The organism is Pseudoalteromonas sp. SWN166 (assembly GCF_015864485.1).
Classification (GTDB): domain Bacteria; phylum Pseudomonadota; class Gammaproteobacteria; order Enterobacterales; family Alteromonadaceae; genus Pseudoalteromonas.
In genome coordinates, this window is the sequence record NZ_JADYXB010000011.1 from 52,179 (window position 1) to 70,015 (window position 17,837).

General features: G+C 39.3%; 17 protein-coding genes and 1 tRNA gene. 6 read left to right on the forward strand and 12 right to left on the reverse strand.

Annotated features, from left to right (window positions below):
* Positions 1 to 37 precede the first annotated feature (37 nt).
* From rimI to guaB, 5 genes are all read right to left on the reverse strand, one after another.
* Entirely contained in the window at positions 38 to 505 is a 468-nt protein-coding gene (gene rimI, locus I6F49_RS08840; RefSeq protein WP_197179984.1) for a ribosomal protein S18-alanine N-acetyltransferase, read from the reverse strand.
* Entirely contained in the window at positions 492 to 797 is a 306-nt protein-coding gene (locus I6F49_RS08845) for a hypothetical protein (RefSeq protein WP_197179891.1), read from the reverse strand. The genes rimI and I6F49_RS08845 overlap by 14 nt, the downstream gene beginning before the upstream one ends.
* 64 nt (positions 798 to 861) lie before the next feature.
* A tRNA-Trp gene (locus I6F49_RS08850) sits at positions 862 to 938 on the reverse strand.
* Positions 939 to 1,093: 155 nt separating this feature from the next.
* The gene (gene guaA / locus I6F49_RS08855; protein ID WP_166420909.1) at positions 1,094 to 2,671 is read right to left on the reverse strand and encodes a glutamine-hydrolyzing GMP synthase; all 1,578 of its coding nucleotides are present in this window, start codon (positions 2,669 to 2,671) and stop codon (positions 1,094 to 1,096) included.
* A gap of 102 nt (positions 2,672 to 2,773) precedes the next feature.
* Positions 2,774 to 4,243, reverse strand: coding sequence for an IMP dehydrogenase (gene guaB, locus I6F49_RS08860; RefSeq protein WP_166420910.1), 1,470 nt, complete (start codon positions 4,241 to 4,243; stop codon positions 2,774 to 2,776).
* Between the two features lie 135 nt (positions 4,244 to 4,378).
* Between guaB and xseA the strand changes: the two genes are divergently transcribed.
* Positions 4,379 to 5,719 (forward strand): exodeoxyribonuclease VII large subunit, encoded by a 1,341-nt coding sequence (xseA, locus tag I6F49_RS08865; protein ID WP_197179894.1) that lies wholly within the window; start codon positions 4,379 to 4,381, stop codon positions 5,717 to 5,719.
* A gap of 11 nt (positions 5,720 to 5,730) precedes the next feature.
* Here xseA and I6F49_RS08870 read toward each other — a convergent pair whose 3' ends face one another.
* Positions 5,731 to 6,417 carry a hypothetical protein gene (locus I6F49_RS08870; protein ID WP_197179896.1) on the reverse strand — a complete coding sequence of 229 codons (687 nt, stop codon included), beginning with the start codon at positions 6,415 to 6,417 and terminating at the stop codon, positions 5,731 to 5,733.
* 54 nt (positions 6,418 to 6,471) lie between these two features.
* Positions 6,472 to 7,290 carry a serine O-acetyltransferase gene (gene cysE, locus I6F49_RS08875; RefSeq protein WP_197179898.1) on the reverse strand — a complete coding sequence of 273 codons (819 nt, stop codon included), beginning with the start codon at positions 7,288 to 7,290 and terminating at the stop codon, positions 6,472 to 6,474.
* Between the two features lie 344 nt (positions 7,291 to 7,634).
* Between cysE and I6F49_RS08880 the strand changes: the two genes are divergently transcribed.
* Positions 7,635 to 8,042, forward strand: coding sequence for a hypothetical protein (locus I6F49_RS08880; RefSeq protein WP_197179986.1), 408 nt, complete (start codon positions 7,635 to 7,637; stop codon positions 8,040 to 8,042).
* 4 nt (positions 8,043 to 8,046) lie between these two features.
* The gene (locus I6F49_RS08885; protein ID WP_197179900.1) at positions 8,047 to 8,367 is read left to right on the forward strand and encodes a helix-turn-helix transcriptional regulator; all 321 of its coding nucleotides are present in this window, start codon (positions 8,047 to 8,049) and stop codon (positions 8,365 to 8,367) included.
* Between the two features lie 132 nt (positions 8,368 to 8,499).
* On the opposite strand, the gene I6F49_RS08890 is transcribed toward I6F49_RS08885, so the two are convergent.
* Positions 8,500 to 11,382 (reverse strand): M16 family metallopeptidase, encoded by a 2,883-nt coding sequence (locus tag I6F49_RS08890; protein WP_197179902.1) that lies wholly within the window; start codon positions 11,380 to 11,382, stop codon positions 8,500 to 8,502.
* A gap of 259 nt (positions 11,383 to 11,641) precedes the next feature.
* Here I6F49_RS08890 and I6F49_RS08895 point away from each other — a divergent pair, with 259 nt between their 5' ends.
* The gene (locus tag I6F49_RS08895; RefSeq protein WP_197179904.1) at positions 11,642 to 12,598 is read left to right on the forward strand and encodes a methylenetetrahydrofolate reductase; all 957 of its coding nucleotides are present in this window, start codon (positions 11,642 to 11,644) and stop codon (positions 12,596 to 12,598) included.
* A gap of 73 nt (positions 12,599 to 12,671) precedes the next feature.
* On the opposite strand, the gene I6F49_RS08900 is transcribed toward I6F49_RS08895, so the two are convergent.
* The 3 genes from I6F49_RS08900 to I6F49_RS08910 form a co-directional block, all read right to left on the reverse strand.
* Positions 12,672 to 13,652, reverse strand: coding sequence for a sensor domain-containing diguanylate cyclase (locus tag I6F49_RS08900; protein ID WP_197179906.1), 981 nt, complete (start codon positions 13,650 to 13,652; stop codon positions 12,672 to 12,674).
* A 59-nt stretch (positions 13,653 to 13,711) separates the two neighbouring features.
* A complete protein-coding gene (locus tag I6F49_RS08905) occupies positions 13,712 to 14,959 on the reverse strand; it encodes a DEAD/DEAH box helicase (RefSeq protein WP_197179908.1) in 1,248 nt (415 codons plus the stop codon).
* Between the two features lie 188 nt (positions 14,960 to 15,147).
* A complete protein-coding gene (locus I6F49_RS08910) occupies positions 15,148 to 15,849 on the reverse strand; it encodes a DUF3581 domain-containing protein (protein ID WP_197179910.1) in 702 nt (233 codons plus the stop codon).
* A 112-nt stretch (positions 15,850 to 15,961) separates the two neighbouring features.
* On the opposite strand from I6F49_RS08910, the gene I6F49_RS08915 reads away from it, so the two are divergent.
* Both I6F49_RS08915 and I6F49_RS08920 read left to right on the forward strand, forming a co-directional pair.
* Positions 15,962 to 16,843 carry a CPBP family intramembrane glutamic endopeptidase gene (locus tag I6F49_RS08915; protein WP_197179911.1) on the forward strand — a complete coding sequence of 294 codons (882 nt, stop codon included), beginning with the start codon at positions 15,962 to 15,964 and terminating at the stop codon, positions 16,841 to 16,843.
* A gap of 263 nt (positions 16,844 to 17,106) precedes the next feature.
* The gene (locus tag I6F49_RS08920; protein WP_197179913.1) at positions 17,107 to 17,499 is read left to right on the forward strand and encodes a hypothetical protein; all 393 of its coding nucleotides are present in this window, start codon (positions 17,107 to 17,109) and stop codon (positions 17,497 to 17,499) included.
* Between the two features lie 16 nt (positions 17,500 to 17,515).
* On the opposite strand, the gene I6F49_RS08925 is transcribed toward I6F49_RS08920, so the two are convergent.
* Complete coding sequence (locus I6F49_RS08925; RefSeq protein WP_021032137.1) at positions 17,516 to 17,815, reverse strand: hypothetical protein; 300 nt, start codon at positions 17,813 to 17,815, stop codon at positions 17,516 to 17,518.
* Positions 17,816 to 17,837 lie beyond the last annotated feature (22 nt).

Below are 17,837 nucleotides of genomic sequence, written 5' to 3' on the forward strand. Positions count from 1 at the left end.
GCGGCTCTGTGCTTTAAATATTAATTATCGACTTTAATTATGAAAAGTTTAAACCTAACGCCATACCCATTAAAATAGCGTCTTCAAAGCCATTTTTAGCAGGGTTATCACTTGGGTAGTAGTTTTTACGCACTGACATCTCAGTAAAGCCTGCGTTCTCGTACAGCGCAATAGCACGCGTATTTGATTCGCGTACTTCTAAAAATAGGTTTTCTGCATCTTGCTGCTCACCGTATTCAATAAACTGAGCTAACAACTGCCTTGCAATGCCTTTACCCTGATGACTTGGTGTTACACAAATATCCATAAGTGTAAAATCAGGCCCTGCTTTTTCACCAATATAAAAACCAATCATGTTAGCCTCATCAAATGCGGCAACATTAAAATAGCGCCCGCCTATGCATGAACTCATTGTATTTAAAGTCCACGGATGGCTATGACACGCTGTTTCGACGGCCATTAATTGAGATATTGCTGTTTCATCTACTGATTTAAAGTTTATCAAGGTGTTCACTCATTAAAGCCCATAAAGCACGCTTCTCAGAGGCGTTGAGCTGTGGGGATGGCAATGTAAGCTTATTGTCGTTTAATTGCATCTCACTGCCCTGTACAACGCTATTTATAATAATAGGCTCTGCACTGAGTTTAATGTCTGCAAGTAATTGCTCATTGAGCGTTAAAGAACTAGCTATCGCACTTTGCGATAAAGTATTAGCTTGATCATTTATTTTTGGACAATAATGTTGATTGAGTTCAAGATTTTCTATATCAAAAATAGCTGCGTAACGTGGATGCATAACAACTCAGTAGATTAGACATTTGAACAATATAAGAAGTAATAAAAACGATGTAAAGAAGAAATGGCAGGGGCGGAGAGATTCGAACTCCCAACCATCGGTTTTGGAGACCGCTGTTCTACCAATTGGAACTACGCCCCTGCAATGACGACGAATTATAGAGAAGTTTCGCCAAAGGTAAAGAGAAAAATCACTCTTTTAGTTCAACTGCTTTTTAAATAAACAAAACGGCGAATTAGCATGCTAATTCGCCGTTTTTTAATCACTTAAGATTAGTTAATTAAAACTAAAATTAATTATTCCCATTCGATAGTTGCAGGTGGCTTACCTGAAATATCGTAAACAACACGAGAAATACCATCTATTTCGTTAATGATACGGTTAGAAACCACACCTAAAAATTCATACGGTAAATGTGACCAACGCGCAGTCATAAAGTCGATTGTTTCAACACAACGAAGTGATACAACCCAATCGTACTTACGTGCATCGCCCATAACCCCTACCGATTTAACCGGTAAGAATACAGTAAACGCTTGGCTTACTTTATGGTAAAGCTCAGCTTTGTGAAGCTCTTCGATGAAAATCGCATCAGCGCGGCGTAATAAATCACAGTATTCTTTTTTGATTTCGCCAAGTACACGCACACCTAAACCTGGTCCAGGGAAAGGATGACGGTAAAGCATGTCGTACGGTAAACCTAGCTCTAGGCCAATTTTACGTACTTCGTCTTTAAATAACTCACGTAATGGCTCAACAAGGCCCATTTTCATGTCATCTGGTAACCCGCCCACATTGTGGTGAGATTTAATAACATGCGCTTTACCAGTTGCAGATGCCGCTGATTCAATTACATCTGGGTAAATTGTACCTTGCGCTAACCATTTTGCATTTTTAAGCTTTTTGGCTTGCTCATCAAATACATTAATAAACGTATGACCAATGGCTTTACGTTTATCTTCTGGGTCAGACTTACCTGCAAGGTCATTTAAAAACTGCTCTTCAGCTTCAACTTTAACAATGTTTAAGCCAAATTTATTACCAAACATGTCCATTACTTGCTGGCCTTCGTTTAAACGAAGTAAACCATTATCAACAAATACACATGTTAGCCTTTCGCCAATTGCACGGTGAATAAGCATAGCCACAACCGATGAATCAACACCGCCAGAAAGACCTAAAATAACTTCGTCATCGCCAACAGTTTCTTTTATGCGCTCAATTGCATTATCGATAATTTTTGCAGCAGTCCACAATTTTTCACAGCCACAAATATCAATAGCAAAACGCTCTAATAAACGCTGACCTTGATGCGTGTGTGTTACTTCTGGGTGGAACTGTACGCCGTAAAAACGTTTTTCTTCGTTAGACATTGCAGCATGTGGACAAGTAGATGTTTTAGCTGTTGTTGTAAAACCAGCTGGAATATCCATTACTTTGTCGCCATGGCTCATCCATACGTCGAGTATGCCGTTGCCGCCATCGGTAATGCTGTCTTCAATCGCATCAAACAATGCACAGTTACCTGCTTTTTCTACTTGTGCGTAACCAAACTCTTTTTTATCAGAGCTGTGTACACTACCACCTAGTTGAGCTGCCATTGTTTGCATACCGTAGCAAATACCTAGTACAGGCACGCCTGCATTAAATACATACTCTGGAGCGCGCGGGCTGTTTTCAAGTGTTGTTGATTCTGGGCCACCAGAAAGAATAATACCTTGTGGGTTGAACTCGCGGATTTGCTCTTCAGTCACATCCCATGCCCATAGCTCACAGTAAACACCAATTTCGCGGATACGGCGCGCGATTAATTGCGTGTATTGTGAACCAAAGTCTAAAATGAGAATTCGTGAATCGTGAATATCTTTGCTCATGGAGTATCTCGTAAAGTCTGATGCTAAATGTCATTTGTTAATGTAAACGACTAAAAAGAGGGCTTGCAAAGCAAGCCCAGTATATTAAATTAATTACGCTGCTTAACCTAAGCGGTAATTTGGTGCTTCTTTAGTGATTTGCACATCGTGTACGTGCGATTCACCCATACCCGCTGAAGTAACACGTACAAACTGTGGTTTTGTATTAAGCTCTTCAATTGTTGCACAACCCGTTAAGCCCATAGCACTACGTAAGCCACCTACTTGCTGATGAATAATCGTTGCAATTGGACCTTTGTAAGCTACGCGACCTTCAATACCTTCAGGTACTAACTTGTCTGCTTCGTTTGATTTTTGGAAGTAACGATCTGATGAACCTTCTTTTTGGTCCATCGCACCTAATGAGCCCATACCACGGTAAGACTTGTAGTAACGACCTTGGTATAATTCAACTTCACCTGGTGCTTCTTCTGTACCAGCAAGAAGTGAGCCCACCATTACACACGATGCACCAGCAACAAGTGCCTTAACAATATCGCCAGAAAAACGAATGCCGCCATCAGCAATTACAGGAATGTCGCGACCTTTTAAGCCTTCAACAGCATCTGAAATAGCGGTAATTTGTGGAACGCCACAACCGGTAACAATACGTGTAGTACAGATAGAACCTGGGCCTATACCTACTTTAACTGCATCGGCACCAGCGTCTGCAAGTGCAACCGCACCTTCAGCGGTCGCTACGTTACCAGCAATTATTTGTAAATTTGGGTATTCTTTACGCGTTTTATAAACACGGTCAATAACACCTTGAGAGTGACCATGCGATGTATCGATAAGTAAAACATCAATACCCGCTTCTACTAATGCAGCAATACGCTCATCAGTACCTGCACCAACACTTACAGCAGCACCTACACGTAAACGACCTTGGTCGTCTTTACATGCGTCTGGTTTGTCTTGGGCTTTTTGGTAATCTTTTACTGTGATCATGCCTTTAAGTTTAAAAGCGTCATCAACAACAAGAATTTTTTCAATGCGGTGTTCGTGCATTAAGCCTAAAATTTCTTCGCGAGCTGCGCCTTCTTTAACGGTAACAAGCTTTTCTTTTTTAGTCATAACGGTAGAAACAGGCTGTTCAAGCTTCGTTTCAAAACGCATGTCACGGCTAGTTACAATACCAACAAGTACATTGTCGCTATCGGTAACTGGAAAGCCTGAAAAACCTTTTTCGTGTGAAAGCTCAATAGCGTCTGCTATTGTTAAATCGGCAGTCACCGTTACAGGGTATGAAACAATACCTGCTTCGTAGGTTTTAACTTTACGTACGTTTTTCGCTTGTTCTTCAATAGTCATGTTTTTATGAATAAAACCAAGACCACCTTCTTGCGCAAGGGCAATAGCTAAACGAGCTTCTGTAACAGTATCCATAGATGCTGAAATAAGCGGCAAGTTAAGTTTGATACCACGCGTTAAGCGAGTTGAAATATTTGCCGTGTGTGGCAAAACAGTAGAATGACCAGGTACTAAAAGTACGTCATCAAAGGTAAGAGCTTCTTTAGCGATTCTAAGCATTTTGGCAACTTCTCACATGTGGATCTAAGATAAGGAATTGCGGCCAAATTTTAACAGCGTTGTCGCCATGAGTAAATAATATTTCGCAAATATTTATGATAAAGTAGTGCAATAAATAGTTTTAGGTTGTTTTTTATGTTTTCGAAGCCTTCGCAGGCGGTTTACACCGTTTCACGCCTTAATAGAGAAATTCGCACAATCCTTGAGCAAGGTTTTGCATCTTTAGTGCTCACGGGCGAAATTTCTAACTTTATTACCCCAGCATCTGGACATTGGTACTTTTCGTTAAAGGACGATAAAGCACAAATTAAAGCCGCAATGTGGCGAGGCAATAATCGCAACCAAAGCTACCGCCCTGCCAATGGCGCACAAGTAACAGTAAAAGCGCGCGTATCACTTTATGAGCCACGCGGTGATTACCAGCTTATTGTTGAGCATATGGAACCTGCGGGCGAAGGTCAGCTAAAGCAAGAATTCGATGCACTTAAAATGCGCTTAGCCGCCGAAGGACTATTTAGCTCTGTTCACAAACAGCCATTACCCCAAAATATAAACCGTATTGGTGTTATTACTTCAGCGACCGGCGCTGCTATAAAAGATATTTTAACGATACTTAAACGCCGTGCGCCGCAATTAGAAGTCATTATTTACCCTGCCATGGTGCAAGGTAAAGAAGCGCATGTGCATTTAATTAATCAAATAGAGTTGGCCAATGCTCGTGACGAGGTAGACGTACTTATTTTAGGACGCGGCGGCGGATCACTTGAAGATTTATGGTGTTTTAACCATGAACAGCTCGCCCGTGCTATTTATCAAAGTGAATTACCCATAGTAAGTGCAGTAGGCCACGAAATAGATACCACCATTAGCGATTACGTTGCTGATGTTCGTGCAGCGACTCCATCAGCAGCAGCTGAGCTTGTAAGTCCAAATACGCAAGAGTTACATAACAAAGTAACGCAATTAGTTAATCGCTTGTCTAACGCGTTTAAGCACGATATTGCTGACAAACGCGCACTAGCAACACAGCTACAACATCGCCTTAATTTGTGCCATCCGCGTAACCAACTTAATCAAAAATCACAACGATTGGACGAGCTAAGCATTGCACTGCAACAAGCTATGCGTAACCGTTTATATCAGCAAGAGCGCACGCTTAATAATTTAACACCGCGTTTAATGCGCCAATCACCCGATAAAAAACTCGCTACAGCAAGCCATCAACTTTCGCAATTACAAGCTAGGCTAAACCAAGCTATACAGCATCAGTTACGCCAAGCTAATAATAGCTTAGCATTGCAAGCAAGTAGGTTAGATTCGGTAAGTCCGCTTAATGTTTTAGCGCGCGGTTATAGCATCACTAAAACACAGCAAGGGAAAGTAGTTAAATCTGTGGATCAAATTAAAATAGGCGATGTTTTAATTACAGAGCTCGTTGATGGCTCTATAGAATCACAGGTCATACCTATTACTTAAACTGATACAGTTTAAAGCTCGGTACTTAGCAAGAATTTAAGCTCGCTATCGCTCGATGTGGAGGTAGTGCTTTTAAATTGTTGCCAAAACTCTTGTTTCATCAACTTGTCGCTTAGCTCTCGCCATTGAGCACTGTCAAATGCATCGTTGTCAGCAGGTGCGGCAAGTTCAAATTCGCATATCGTTGTTTTACATTTTGCACTAACAACATCAGGCATAATTACCAAATCAGCTGTTAATAAAAAATCTTGTAATGCCATTTCAGTACGATAAGCCCATTCTTCGTCACGCGTTTGCTTTTCAAATTTTTCACGTAAAATTTGCTCAAAGTCTGATGGCCCCCTCATTTGCTTTAAAACGCTTTTAAGCGTCGCTTTCTGTTCGGCGAGTTGTTGCTTGAGTTGCACAACTTGCTCCTCAAGAGGTAAGTCATCAAGCTCTTCAGTTTCAGCCGTAATTGGGGCAGTATCATCACTTTGCTCAAAACTAGCGACTTGCTCAGTAACGGCAGGTTCAACATCATCTGCTGTTACTTCATTACTTTTTGTTTGCTCAGCATTAGGCTTTTGCTGGTTTGCATAACTTTTCTGTAAATCAGTAGCCTCTGAATCACTTGAAGCTAAATTAAAATAGCTCCAAGTTAAACCTACACCTGCAATAAACCCAATCCCTAGAGCCAATAAACTATTCTTGTTCATGTTAATTCCTTTTAGTTTAATTACTTTTAATTACTTTTAATTGCTTTGAATTGCTTATAGCATTGCGCTCGTGTGTGATTCGTTTTCAGGCTCAGGATTTGTTAAAAAGTTTTGGTTCATACTTTGCGCCGGACAAGGACAATCCGGTCGACCAATAATTTTAGCAGGTACACCAACCGCAGTCGTATGCGCAGGTACATTACTTAGCACAACAGAGCCTGCACCAATACGTGCGCCCTCACCCACCTCGATATTACCCAATACTTTAGCACCAGCACCAATTAACACGCCCGCTCTAATTTTAGGGTGACGATCGCCCTGCTCATTACCTGTACCACCAAGCGTTACCGATTGCAGTATTGAAACGTTATCTTCAATTACCGCTGTTTCACCAATAACAATACCCGTTGCGTGGTCAAACATAATGCCTTTGCCCACTTTACACGCTGGGTGAATATCTACTCCAAACACTTCAGATGTACGGCTTTGAATAAAACGCGCTAACTCTCTGCGATTTTGTTGCCATAAACAATTGGCCAAACGGTGCGCCTGAATAGCATGAAAACCTTTTAGATTTAACATCACGGTAAGATGCGTTTCTGCTGCGGGGTCTCTATCTTTTACTGCTTTAATATCCTCTGCTACAAAAGACAGCATACGGTCACATTTTACAAATGCCTGATCAAATAACTCACGAATAGTAAATGCAGATACCACCGCATCAGCTAATTTATTAGCAACAATAAAGCTCAATGCCGAACCCAAACAATCATGATTCAAAATGCATGAATACACATGACTTGCTAATAATGGTTCACGTTTTACTACATCGTTAGCTTCGTCGCGAAGCTTTTGCCAAATTGCATGACGCATAATACTGCACTGCCTTAAGTTGATATAAAATAGCCTTTTCCCAAGTCTAACGGATTTAGCCACAAAGGTGTTAATCCCTTAGTTATTTGTTCTGGTTATTAGATATAACTAGCACCCAGAAATGATATTTTAAATACTTACTCATTTTTTAGATTAAGTTATACGACAGTAACTAAAATGACCAATACATACTTAAAATATAATAAATTAATAAAAATCAAAAGCTAACAACATATGACAGCTCACCTGTCATATGCCAAAATACATACTGGCGTACAGCTGACGGCGTAAATAACAAAAACAAACGCTAAATTAGCATCATCAACTCAACAAGGATAACGATGATGAAAAACGATATATTAAATACAAAAAAATTAGGTTACAAATTTTACTTTCAAGATGGCGACAATCAAATAGCCTGTTTTGGCAGCTACTTTACTGGCAAAGAAGAAATCTACGTAAACGACGATTTAGTTAGTAGTAAACGTAGTATTGGTAGAAAAAGCACGCATACATTTGAGTTTAAAGAACATAACTACCAAGTTAAATATCACATGAAAAATATTCTCACTGGCAAGCTTGAATGTACTTTTTTTAAAAATAATGAGCAAATAAAACAACAAGAACAAACTGTACTTCCTTTTATTAAGGACACGAAAAGAGCCGTCCTATTTTTTTCTGCCTGTGTACTTGCCGGATACTTGGGTGGGTATTCAACCTTTGCGCTAATTGACTTAGTGGTAGGTAAATAAACGCATGCAACTTAATCCTAAAACAATAAAAGAACTTAGGCAGCAATTTAATTGGACGCAACAGCAACTTGCCGATGCCTGCGATGTAAGCTTACGTACTATTCAGCGTGTAGAAAAAGAAGGTGCGGCATCAAAAGAAACCACAATGGCTTTATGCGCAGTATTTGAAGTGCGCCAAGGCGAGCTTATAAAACTAGACGACTTAGAAGTAGATGAAACGGTTAAAACTCAATCAACGCAAAAGTTTATTGTAGCTATTGCTATAAGCTCTTTAATAAGCTTTACACTCGGTGTTGGCTGTATGCTATTAGTAACGAACTTATGATACTAGTAACGAGCTTATTTTATTAATAACAAGCCTATGCTTTGGCTTAAAGTATTAATATAAAAATGCCCCAGAGTTTTAAAGCACTGGGGCATTTTTTATACGCTTTAAACAGTTTAAAAACAGCTTAAATTATTGAAATACTTTATCGACTTTCATTACTTCAATATTGTTAGCAGGAATTGCTAATTTATAATCGGCAATCACTTTATCCTCAGCAACAAGCTCTGCTGGTTTTTCTGTGTTGTAAACCATTGGCGATGTTTGCTGCGATGCTAAACGTTTTTGCATATCAGCGCCGTCTGCGGTTATAAACACATATTGAACGTTCTCTGTTTGTAAGTTTTCTTTAATAACGCGATTTACATCTGTAAGCGTTAGCGTTTTAAGTTTGTTAGTCACGTAACTTACAAAGCTATCTGTGTTGTAAAATTCGCTATCAAGTGCGTAACCTAATTGGCGATTTTGACTTGCGACCATTTGCGGCACAAAGTTAATTAAAAAGTTACGCGTGGCTTCAAAATCGTCTTCGCTCATACCATTTTTAATGAGCTTATCTAACTCAAATAAAGCTGTACGAGTTGCAAAGTGCGCATCGTTATTAGAGCGAAGTGGGCGTAACCACACTTGAAATATTTGCTCAGAGCGCCCTAGGTTTGCATCAGGCTTCGTTTGAAACATACCACGTGGGAAATATTCAATGTATGCGTAATCGCCATAGTTCATGCCGCGAGTTTCACGAATGCGCTCATACAAAAAGCTGTTAGAACTACGGTGCTCACCAAAGTACGAGCGCACAAGCCAAAGGGCTGTCCAGTCTTCGCTGCTTCTTATTGTATCAATAGGAAAACCAAACGATACCGCCGTCGATTGCGCAGACTTTTCTACAATAGTTGCATGATGACCTTTAAGTGCTGGCGCATCAGGAATACTTAAACGGCTTTGCTCACCTTTTGGTAGCGTTGCAAAATCGCTCATCATTTTAGCTTTAAGTTTTGCAGGCACAGCCCCAATTAAGCCAACCGTGAGTTTAGATTGCGTAAGCTCGCTGTTATAAAACGCTTTAACATCATCCAGCGTCAACGCTTCTAAATCAGAAATATCACCGTAGTTGTAGCTTTCATAAGGGTGATTTTTGTAAAGCGCACTGTATAGTACTTCTTTACCTAGCTCTTCATCGTTAGATGCTTTTAAGCCAGATTTAATGCCGTCGATCATTTCTTTTTTGAGGCGTTTAAAGTCATCCTCTCTAAAGCCTGGGTTTAGTAATTGATCGCTCACAAGTGCATACCACTGCACCGCATTATCTTTATGAATACGCCCTTGGAACGACAGCATTTCTTTATCTATTTGATAACCAAAGCTACCCGCTAGCGGATAAAGTGCTTTTTGAATATCTTTATAGCTTGTCGCCTGCGAACCGCCTTGTGCAAGCATAGCCGCAGTTAACGCAGCAACGCCTTTTTTGCCTTGTGGGTCGGCAGCCGCACCGGTATTGAATAAAAAGTTAACATCAATTAATGGCGAGCTATTGGTTTTATCAAGCACTTTAAATACAGGTGCAGCAGGTGCTTGTTCAAGCTTTGCAGTAAGCGCATTTAAATCAACTTCTTGCTCAAACCCTGGGGCTTTATCAAGTGCCGACATAGTTAATGTGGTACGTGCATTATCGGTAAAGTATTTATTAGCAACGGCTTTAATATCTGCGCTGGTAATGTTATCAGCCGATTTATACAACTGGTTTATAACCTCAGGATCGCGCTCAAAATGCATGTAGCTAGCAAGGGTTGATGCAATCGCTTGCGATGAATCTAAGCCATTAATAAAGCTATATTTAAGATTCGATTTTAAATCACTTAGCTTTTGCTCATCAACAAGCTCTGTACGTGCTTTTGCATAAGTGCGGTTAATGGCATCGCGCGCAGTGGCTAAATCGTCTGCGTTTTCTACCTTAACAAATACGTGTAATAAACCCGGATCTTTAGTTTCTGGGTTATAGGTAAACATTTGGCTGGCAATTTGTTTGTCGACCACTAGCTCTTGATATAAATCTGAATTATTTGAAAAATAAAGTTGTGAGATTAAATCAAGTGCTGCTCTGTCTTTTTTAGCAGGCTCCCACGCAGCGCCTTTGTACGATACAAGCAACCAATGCCCTGGTAGCGCTTCATCTTGCTGGTGCAAATATTTTGGTGTTTGTTGCACAGGCTCTGCCTTAATGTCAGCAACGTAGTTACCTTTTTTCCAGCTGCCCCAATGCTTTTTAACCATTGCCATTGTTTCTTCTGGCTCTACATCGCCCACAATTACCAGCGATACATACTCAGGCTTATAAAATTTAGCAAAAAACTCTTTACCGTACGCCATTTGATCAGGCATCGCTTCTATGTCTTTAAAAAAGCCCATAGTGGTGTGTTTATACGTGTGCTTATCAAATGCTTCTTCGCGTACAGCGCTTAATAATTTACGAACTGGGCTCGCGTTGTTTTTTAAGTACTCACCTTTTACCGTTTGTGCTTCGGTTCTAAATTGCTCTTCGGTGTAGGTTAAGTTTTGAAAAATATCAGCTTCAAGCTCAAGTACTTTATCAAGATGCTGCTTTGAAAAGTTTAAGTGGTAGTTTGTAAAATCGTTTGTTGTATACGCGCGGTTATCAACACCTGAATTTTTTAATATGTCTGAATATACATCTTCAGGGTATTTTTGTGAGCCTTTAAACATCATGTGTTCAAAAAAGTGAGCAAAGCCTGTTTTGCCCTCTTCAACTTCGTTACGCGATCCAACCGATACCGGAATTTGCAGCGACACGACATCGGGGTAATCGGTTTTAACAACCATTACGCGTAATCCGTTTTCTAGTTCTTCAATTAAGTAATCTTGTGAAAAAACACGATCATCAGCTTTATTTACTTGTTCTTGTTGTGCTGTTGTTTGCGTGCTTTGGTTTTGCTGCATGGCGCAACCCGTTAACGCCAGCGATACCGCTAAGCTGGTTGCTAATAATTTAAATTTCATTGTTGTCCCTTTTTAAATTGAGCAAATTTATTGTTAGATTTAACACTAACTCACCCTCGATTATGCCCCAAAGCCAATAAATATAAGAGTCCCAAAGGAATTTATTATGTAAACAACTGTGTCAATTATAAGTAATGGGAACATGCACTATGAATAAACATCATGTTAGTTGAAAAACTTTCATTAAATAAATCTATCTAGACGTCTAAATGGCTGCTATATTAAATCCATCAACACGCACTTGGCTGGAATGAGGATTATGGCTTTATCATTAAAAGAGAAAATAGAGGACACCAAACAAGGTGTTTATCTTATTGGTACTACGCCGCCTAAAATTGGCACCGATAAAGCGCAATTAAAAATCATTGCAGAAAAGCTATTGGGTCGCTTACACGAAATTGAATACGACGGTGTAATAATTTACGACATTCAAGACGAAAGCAGCCGTACAAATCAAGATCGTCCATTTGCGTTTAAACAAACTGTTGATCCGCGTGAATACAGCCATTTAATTCGTAATTTATCTGCACAAGATGTAATTACTTATAAAAGTGTGGCGCAGCGTGGCGTGGGCGAATTTAAAGATTGGTTAAGTGAAACTAAAAACGACTACGATTTACAAAATGTAGTTTTAGTAGGTAGCCCGTCATCGGTAGGCGATATAAAGTTAAGCCTGCCAGATGCATATAAAGCATTGGCTGAACAATCAGATGATTTCTTTTTAGGTGGCGTTACTATTGCTGAGCGCCATTCAAGCAAACGAAATGAGCATGAACGATTAATAGAAAAAACGGCACAAGGTTGTCAGTTTTTTATATCGCAAGCTGTTTACGACGCACAAGCGACTATAGAGTTAATCACTAGTTACGCGCGTACATGTAAAGCACAAGGTATTACACCACAACGTATTATATTAACGTTTACCCCGTGCGGCGGCGAAAAAACCTTAGACTTTATGAAGTGGTTGGGTATTTCAGTGCCAGAAGCTACAAAATGGCGCATGCTTGATGCAGACAATACATTAAGCGAATCAGTGCGTATTTGCCGCGAAAACCTCGACTTAATAATTAAAAGCTGTGCGCATTTAGATGTGCCGCTGGGATTAAATATTGAAAGCTTAACAAACCGCAAAGAAGAAATTGACGCGTCAATTAACTTATATCGTTTACTAAAGGCTACAATGGAATTAAATCTAGCTGAGAAGCTAATAGCTTAAACAAATTAACACCCTTCTTGGCAAGCCTAATGGCTTGCTTTTTTATGGGCAAAGATTAAGTAAAATGCTTTTATTATTGTGCTTTTTTAGCGAGCTTATACGCTTGTTTATTTTTATACATTGCGTGGTCTGCATCATTTAATAGCGCTTCAAAGGGCTGCTTTTGTTTATTAGTAAAACTATAACCAATACTAAGCGATAAATCGCAAACCTCCTCTTTGAGTAAGGCTTTTGAGTACTCAGAAGATATTTTATCCATGATGTAGTTAATTTTACTTTTATCGCTTACTTGCATTACTGCAACAAACTCATCGCCACCTAAACGCCCTATTATATCCGCATCTCTTAAATGAGTTTTTAACGTATCTGCCAATATAATTAATGCTTTGTCGCCCACTTCATGTCCGCAAGTGTCGTTTAATTTTTTAAAGTCGTTTATATCAATAAACAAACAACACACGTCAAAGCCTAAACGTAGCGCTAAGTTAAGTTTTTGCTGGGCTAATAAGTTAAGTGCTCGGCGATTATAAATATTTGTTAATGAGTCTAGCATGGCTATTTCACGCATTTGCTCATAGCTATACACAAGCGCTAAGTCGTCTTCAATTAAATCGCGTAGTTGTTCTATGAGTTCAAAGTATTCATCGGTATAGCTTGTTTTCTGAGTATCTTTTAAGCATAGCGTGCCAAATACTTCGCCTTCAGGCCAATGAATAGGTAAACCGAGGTAGGATTCAACACCATCTTCAACGACTTCTGGTAGGGTGTTCCATGCATCGTTATTGCTTGCATCATTAACATATAAAATATTTTTAGTTTCAGCAACGTACCGACAAAACAGAGGTGTTTGAGGAGGAAGTATAGGATTGGTCTCAAAGCTAGAGCCGCCTTCGTTACTTCTAATAACAACGCGATAGCCTTTGCTTGTTGCCTGAACTATATAACCCGACGGGGCCGAAAAAAGCCCCGTTATAAGGTCGATTGTTTTTTGCCATTTATGCAAAGATATTTGGCCATCAATACCAGAGAATGCCCATTTATCAGTTTCAAACATTAACTTTACCTCGGCTATTTAGTAGCTCCAGTATAGGCAAAAAAGCAAAGTAAAAGCTATTATTTACGACGTCTACTTGGCTCTCTTTTGCCAGTGATGCGTTTTTTATCGCGATCTTTTCGCGACTTGTTAGTATTTTTACGATTATCTTTTGGCTTTTTATTAGGATCTGGCTCGTAACCTCCTAACCACTGCGGCGTTAAACGCGTATCGAGTAGTACTTCAATTTCTTCTAGCAGCCATTGCTCATCAAGACTTACCAGCGACATAGCAAGTCCTTGTTCGCCAGCACGACCTGTACGGCCAATACGGTGCACGTAATCCTCGGCAATGTACGGTAGTTCAAAGTTAATTACGTATCTAAGTGTAGAAATATCTAAACCACGCGCAGCTACATCGGTTGCAACAAGTACGCGTGTAATACCTTCTTTAAAGTTTTGCAATGCACGGTCGCGTGCGCCTTGCGATTTGTCACCATGGATTGATTCGGTTTTTAAACCGTCTTTACACATTTCTTTAGCAAGCTGATCAGCCATTTGTTTTGTGCGAGTAAAAATAAGCACTTGGCGCCAGTTTTTCATACCAATCATGTGCGATACAAGTTCGCGCTTACGATCCTCATCTACAGCGTAAATAACTTGCTCTACTTCAACCGCGGCTGAGTTACGTTTATCAACTTCAATTAGTTCTGGGTTTTTAAGTAACTTTTTACTGAGTTCAAACACGCTGTCATCAAACGTAGCTGAAAATAGTAAAGTTTGGCGATCGCCTGGAATATGGCGCAATATGCGTCTTATTTCATCAATAAAGCCCATATCAAGCATGCGGTCGGCTTCGTCAAATACAAGCGAATCTACGCTTGAAAGTATCACACTGCCTTTAACTATATGATCAAGCAAACGCCCTGGTGTTGCCACTATAACTTGCGCTGTTTTAAGTGCTTTTATTTGAGGGCCAATACTTGCGCCACCATAGGCTAAAGCACCATTGATATTAGTGCCTTGTGCGTATTTTTCAAAGCTTGCAAATACTTGCTGAGCCAGCTCACGGGTTGGCGTTAAAATGACTACACGAGCAAGGCCTTGCTCATCTTTTTTAGGGGTATTTAAAAGCTTATGTAATAAAGGTAAAACAAAAGCGGCGGTTTTACCTGTGCCTGTTTGTGCGCTGCCCATTACATCACTTCCCGCTAAAATAGGCGGAATGGTTTTAATCTGAATTGCGGTAGGTTGAGTGTAATTATTTTGCTCAATCGCTGTTAATAATAACGGGTCGAGATTAAGTGATGAGAACGTAGTGGCAGACATAGGCTTAGCTTTAAAATAACAAAGAGCGCTATTGTACGCATATTACTGTACTGCGTAAATTAACCAGTCCAGAAAAGTATTTAATCGTGGTTACTCACTTTCGCTTTAGCGCTAAAACAATAAAAAAAGCAATAAAAAAGGCGCTAAATAACAGCTGTATTTAGCGCCTTTTCTAATTTACTGTAGCTTTAAGCTGGCTTTAGTGTCGCTTTACGCTCGTTGTAAAACGCTATTAAATCGTCAACTGTTGCTTGGCAGTATTCGCGTATACCCGAAACTACCATATGCTTTTCACCACTACCTACTTTAACGCCGTTTTCTAACAGGTTAAAACGTAGTGTAATTTTTCCGCGCTTACCGGCGTACTCAAAACTAGGCTCTGCAAACTCAAGTTCTGGTGCTTTAATATCAAGATTATCAAGGTTGATAATCATTGATTCGTAAATCACCATCGGGCGCGCAGGGTTTATCATTACCTCTTGCTTACCCATTAATGGAATAATTACATGCGGGAAAGTAGTACCAGAAAACTCAACATAATTTTTTATTAGGCTGTTTGTAAGTGTTGGGCATTGGCTGGTTTTACCTTTGCGCTTTACCTTTAAAATAACTTTTTCGCCATTGGTTACATCAAACTCATCGGCTTCCTCAGGAAAATTAAGTTTGGTGTTTTCGTCAACCATTCCGGCAAAGGTAAATTCCATTCGCTCACTTATGCCATAGCGATCTAACACTAAAGAAAAAAGTAAGTCTCCTGGCGCGCAAAACTTTTTAGCATCTTTGTCATGAAGTGGATTGTAGTCATCGGCAACACATTTTGCGAAACGACAACCTTGCTCACGAGAGATAGAAACGTAATCAGCATGTTGCTGAAAATAAGGACTTAACATAGTTTTTTCACTGCTTAAACTGCTTATAACCTATCTATACTACCAGAAAAAAAATATTGAGAGGTCGAATCTGTTAGATTAGTTGCTAAATAAAACAAAGCAATAAAAAACAATGACCTTTTATTTATTAGCGCTATCCGTTATATGTGTTTTTCCGTACTGCAAAATATCAATAATGCGACAACCCCTTTGGCATTACTTAATAGCTTTAAGTGTTATAAGTGCGTATTTTCAAAGTTATATAAATTTATATGCTCTGCTGTTTACCGGGCTTTACGTTGTTTTATACTACTGTGCGCTGCATACAAAGCGGGCAATAATACGTGCTACTTTAAGTACTATTTTTATAATTACCTCATTGGCATTAGCACTTCATTGGGTGCCTGGTTTTAATAACCTCCCTATTGTTATAAACGAGCGTATTACAAGCGATGCGATTGCTTTTACCCTTTATGCTAATTTTGATAAAGCGATGGCTGGGTTATTTCTTTGTGCTTACTTTTATTCAAACTTAGATTCAAGTAAAAAGCCTTTGAAAGCAGACTCTAATAAATCTATTTTGCTCGATGCTAAACAACCTGTTTTAATAATTATTACTACCGTTTTTACTGCGCTTATAGCTGCTTTAACACTTGGGCTTGTGAGCTTTAATCCTAAGGTTCCTGACTTTTGGTTAACCTTTATTGCTATCAATCTTTTATTTACCTGTGTAGCTGAGGAGGCTTTATTTCGAGGTTTACTGCAAACTAAGCTTAGCAAAATAATTACATCAACTCGCTTAGCAATACTGGCCCCAGTAATTGCTGCTAGTGTGTTTGCTTTGGCACATTTTGCTGGAGGGACTAACTATGTGCTGGTCTCGTTTATTGCAGGCTTGGGGTATGGCTATGTTTTTTATAAAACGCAGCGCTTAGAGTGGGCTATTTTATGCCATTGGTTGGTTAATGTTTGCCACTTCTTTTTGTTTACTTACCCTATGCTCAGTAAAATCTAAATACATTTACAAATGCTAACAATTTATTTAGTAGTAAACATTGCCCGCATTTGATTTTGTTAGTAATTTATTACCTTATACCAACTTGCATAAATCTTTGAACAATTTAACGAATTAAATTTCACTATAACTTCGTTAAAAATTTTTTATTTAGAACAACTAGATACAAAAATTTTCGCCTAGTTTTAGCGTGATTTTCTTAACGTTAAATAGCCCCCATATATAAGCAAATTGGTATTAAATAAATTAAGGGACTAATAAATATGCGAAGTTTAATAATGGCAATAACAGTGCTCGCCACAATAACGGGTTGTTCAGGCATTACTTATCATACAGATATAGACAACGACGTTTTATCTCAAGAAATTGGCACCTACGTTAATAAAAGAGATTTACAGCAGTTTTATAGCGACCAAGAAGCACACGAAAGTGGTGCAACACTTTTAGGGCGAATAGAAGGCGAAAGCTGTGATGGCGACGGTAGAGGTAACAATAATGTAAGCTATAACCGCTCTAAATCAAACGCGATTGATTTACTTAAAGCTGATGCCATGCGCAGAGGCGGGAATGCTTTTACTATTAACTCTTGTAGTGAAACCTCTGTATCGTATTGCGACCTATCTGTTTTATGCACCGGACAGGCCTACGACTATTAATAAGTAAAAGTGCAAATTATATATTAAGCGCAAAGCTCAGTAGTACACGCTTTCCAGACTCGATTTTAGATACGCTGTGTTCGTACTTATCGGGTCTAAACAAATACACGCGATTAAATAAATTTATAATGCATTTTGAGCATTTAAATACCCCACCCGCTTTAGGTTTTTCTAATACAAAGTTGAGCTTGTAATAGCGCCCTTGCTGCACAGGGTCAATATGGTTCATTACGCTGTGATTAGTTGGGTAAGTAACAAGGTTTATCGAAAATGTATTACTGCTAAAAATAGCTTTGTTTTTAACGGTTGCAATCATACTGCCTCCTATGAGTTTATAT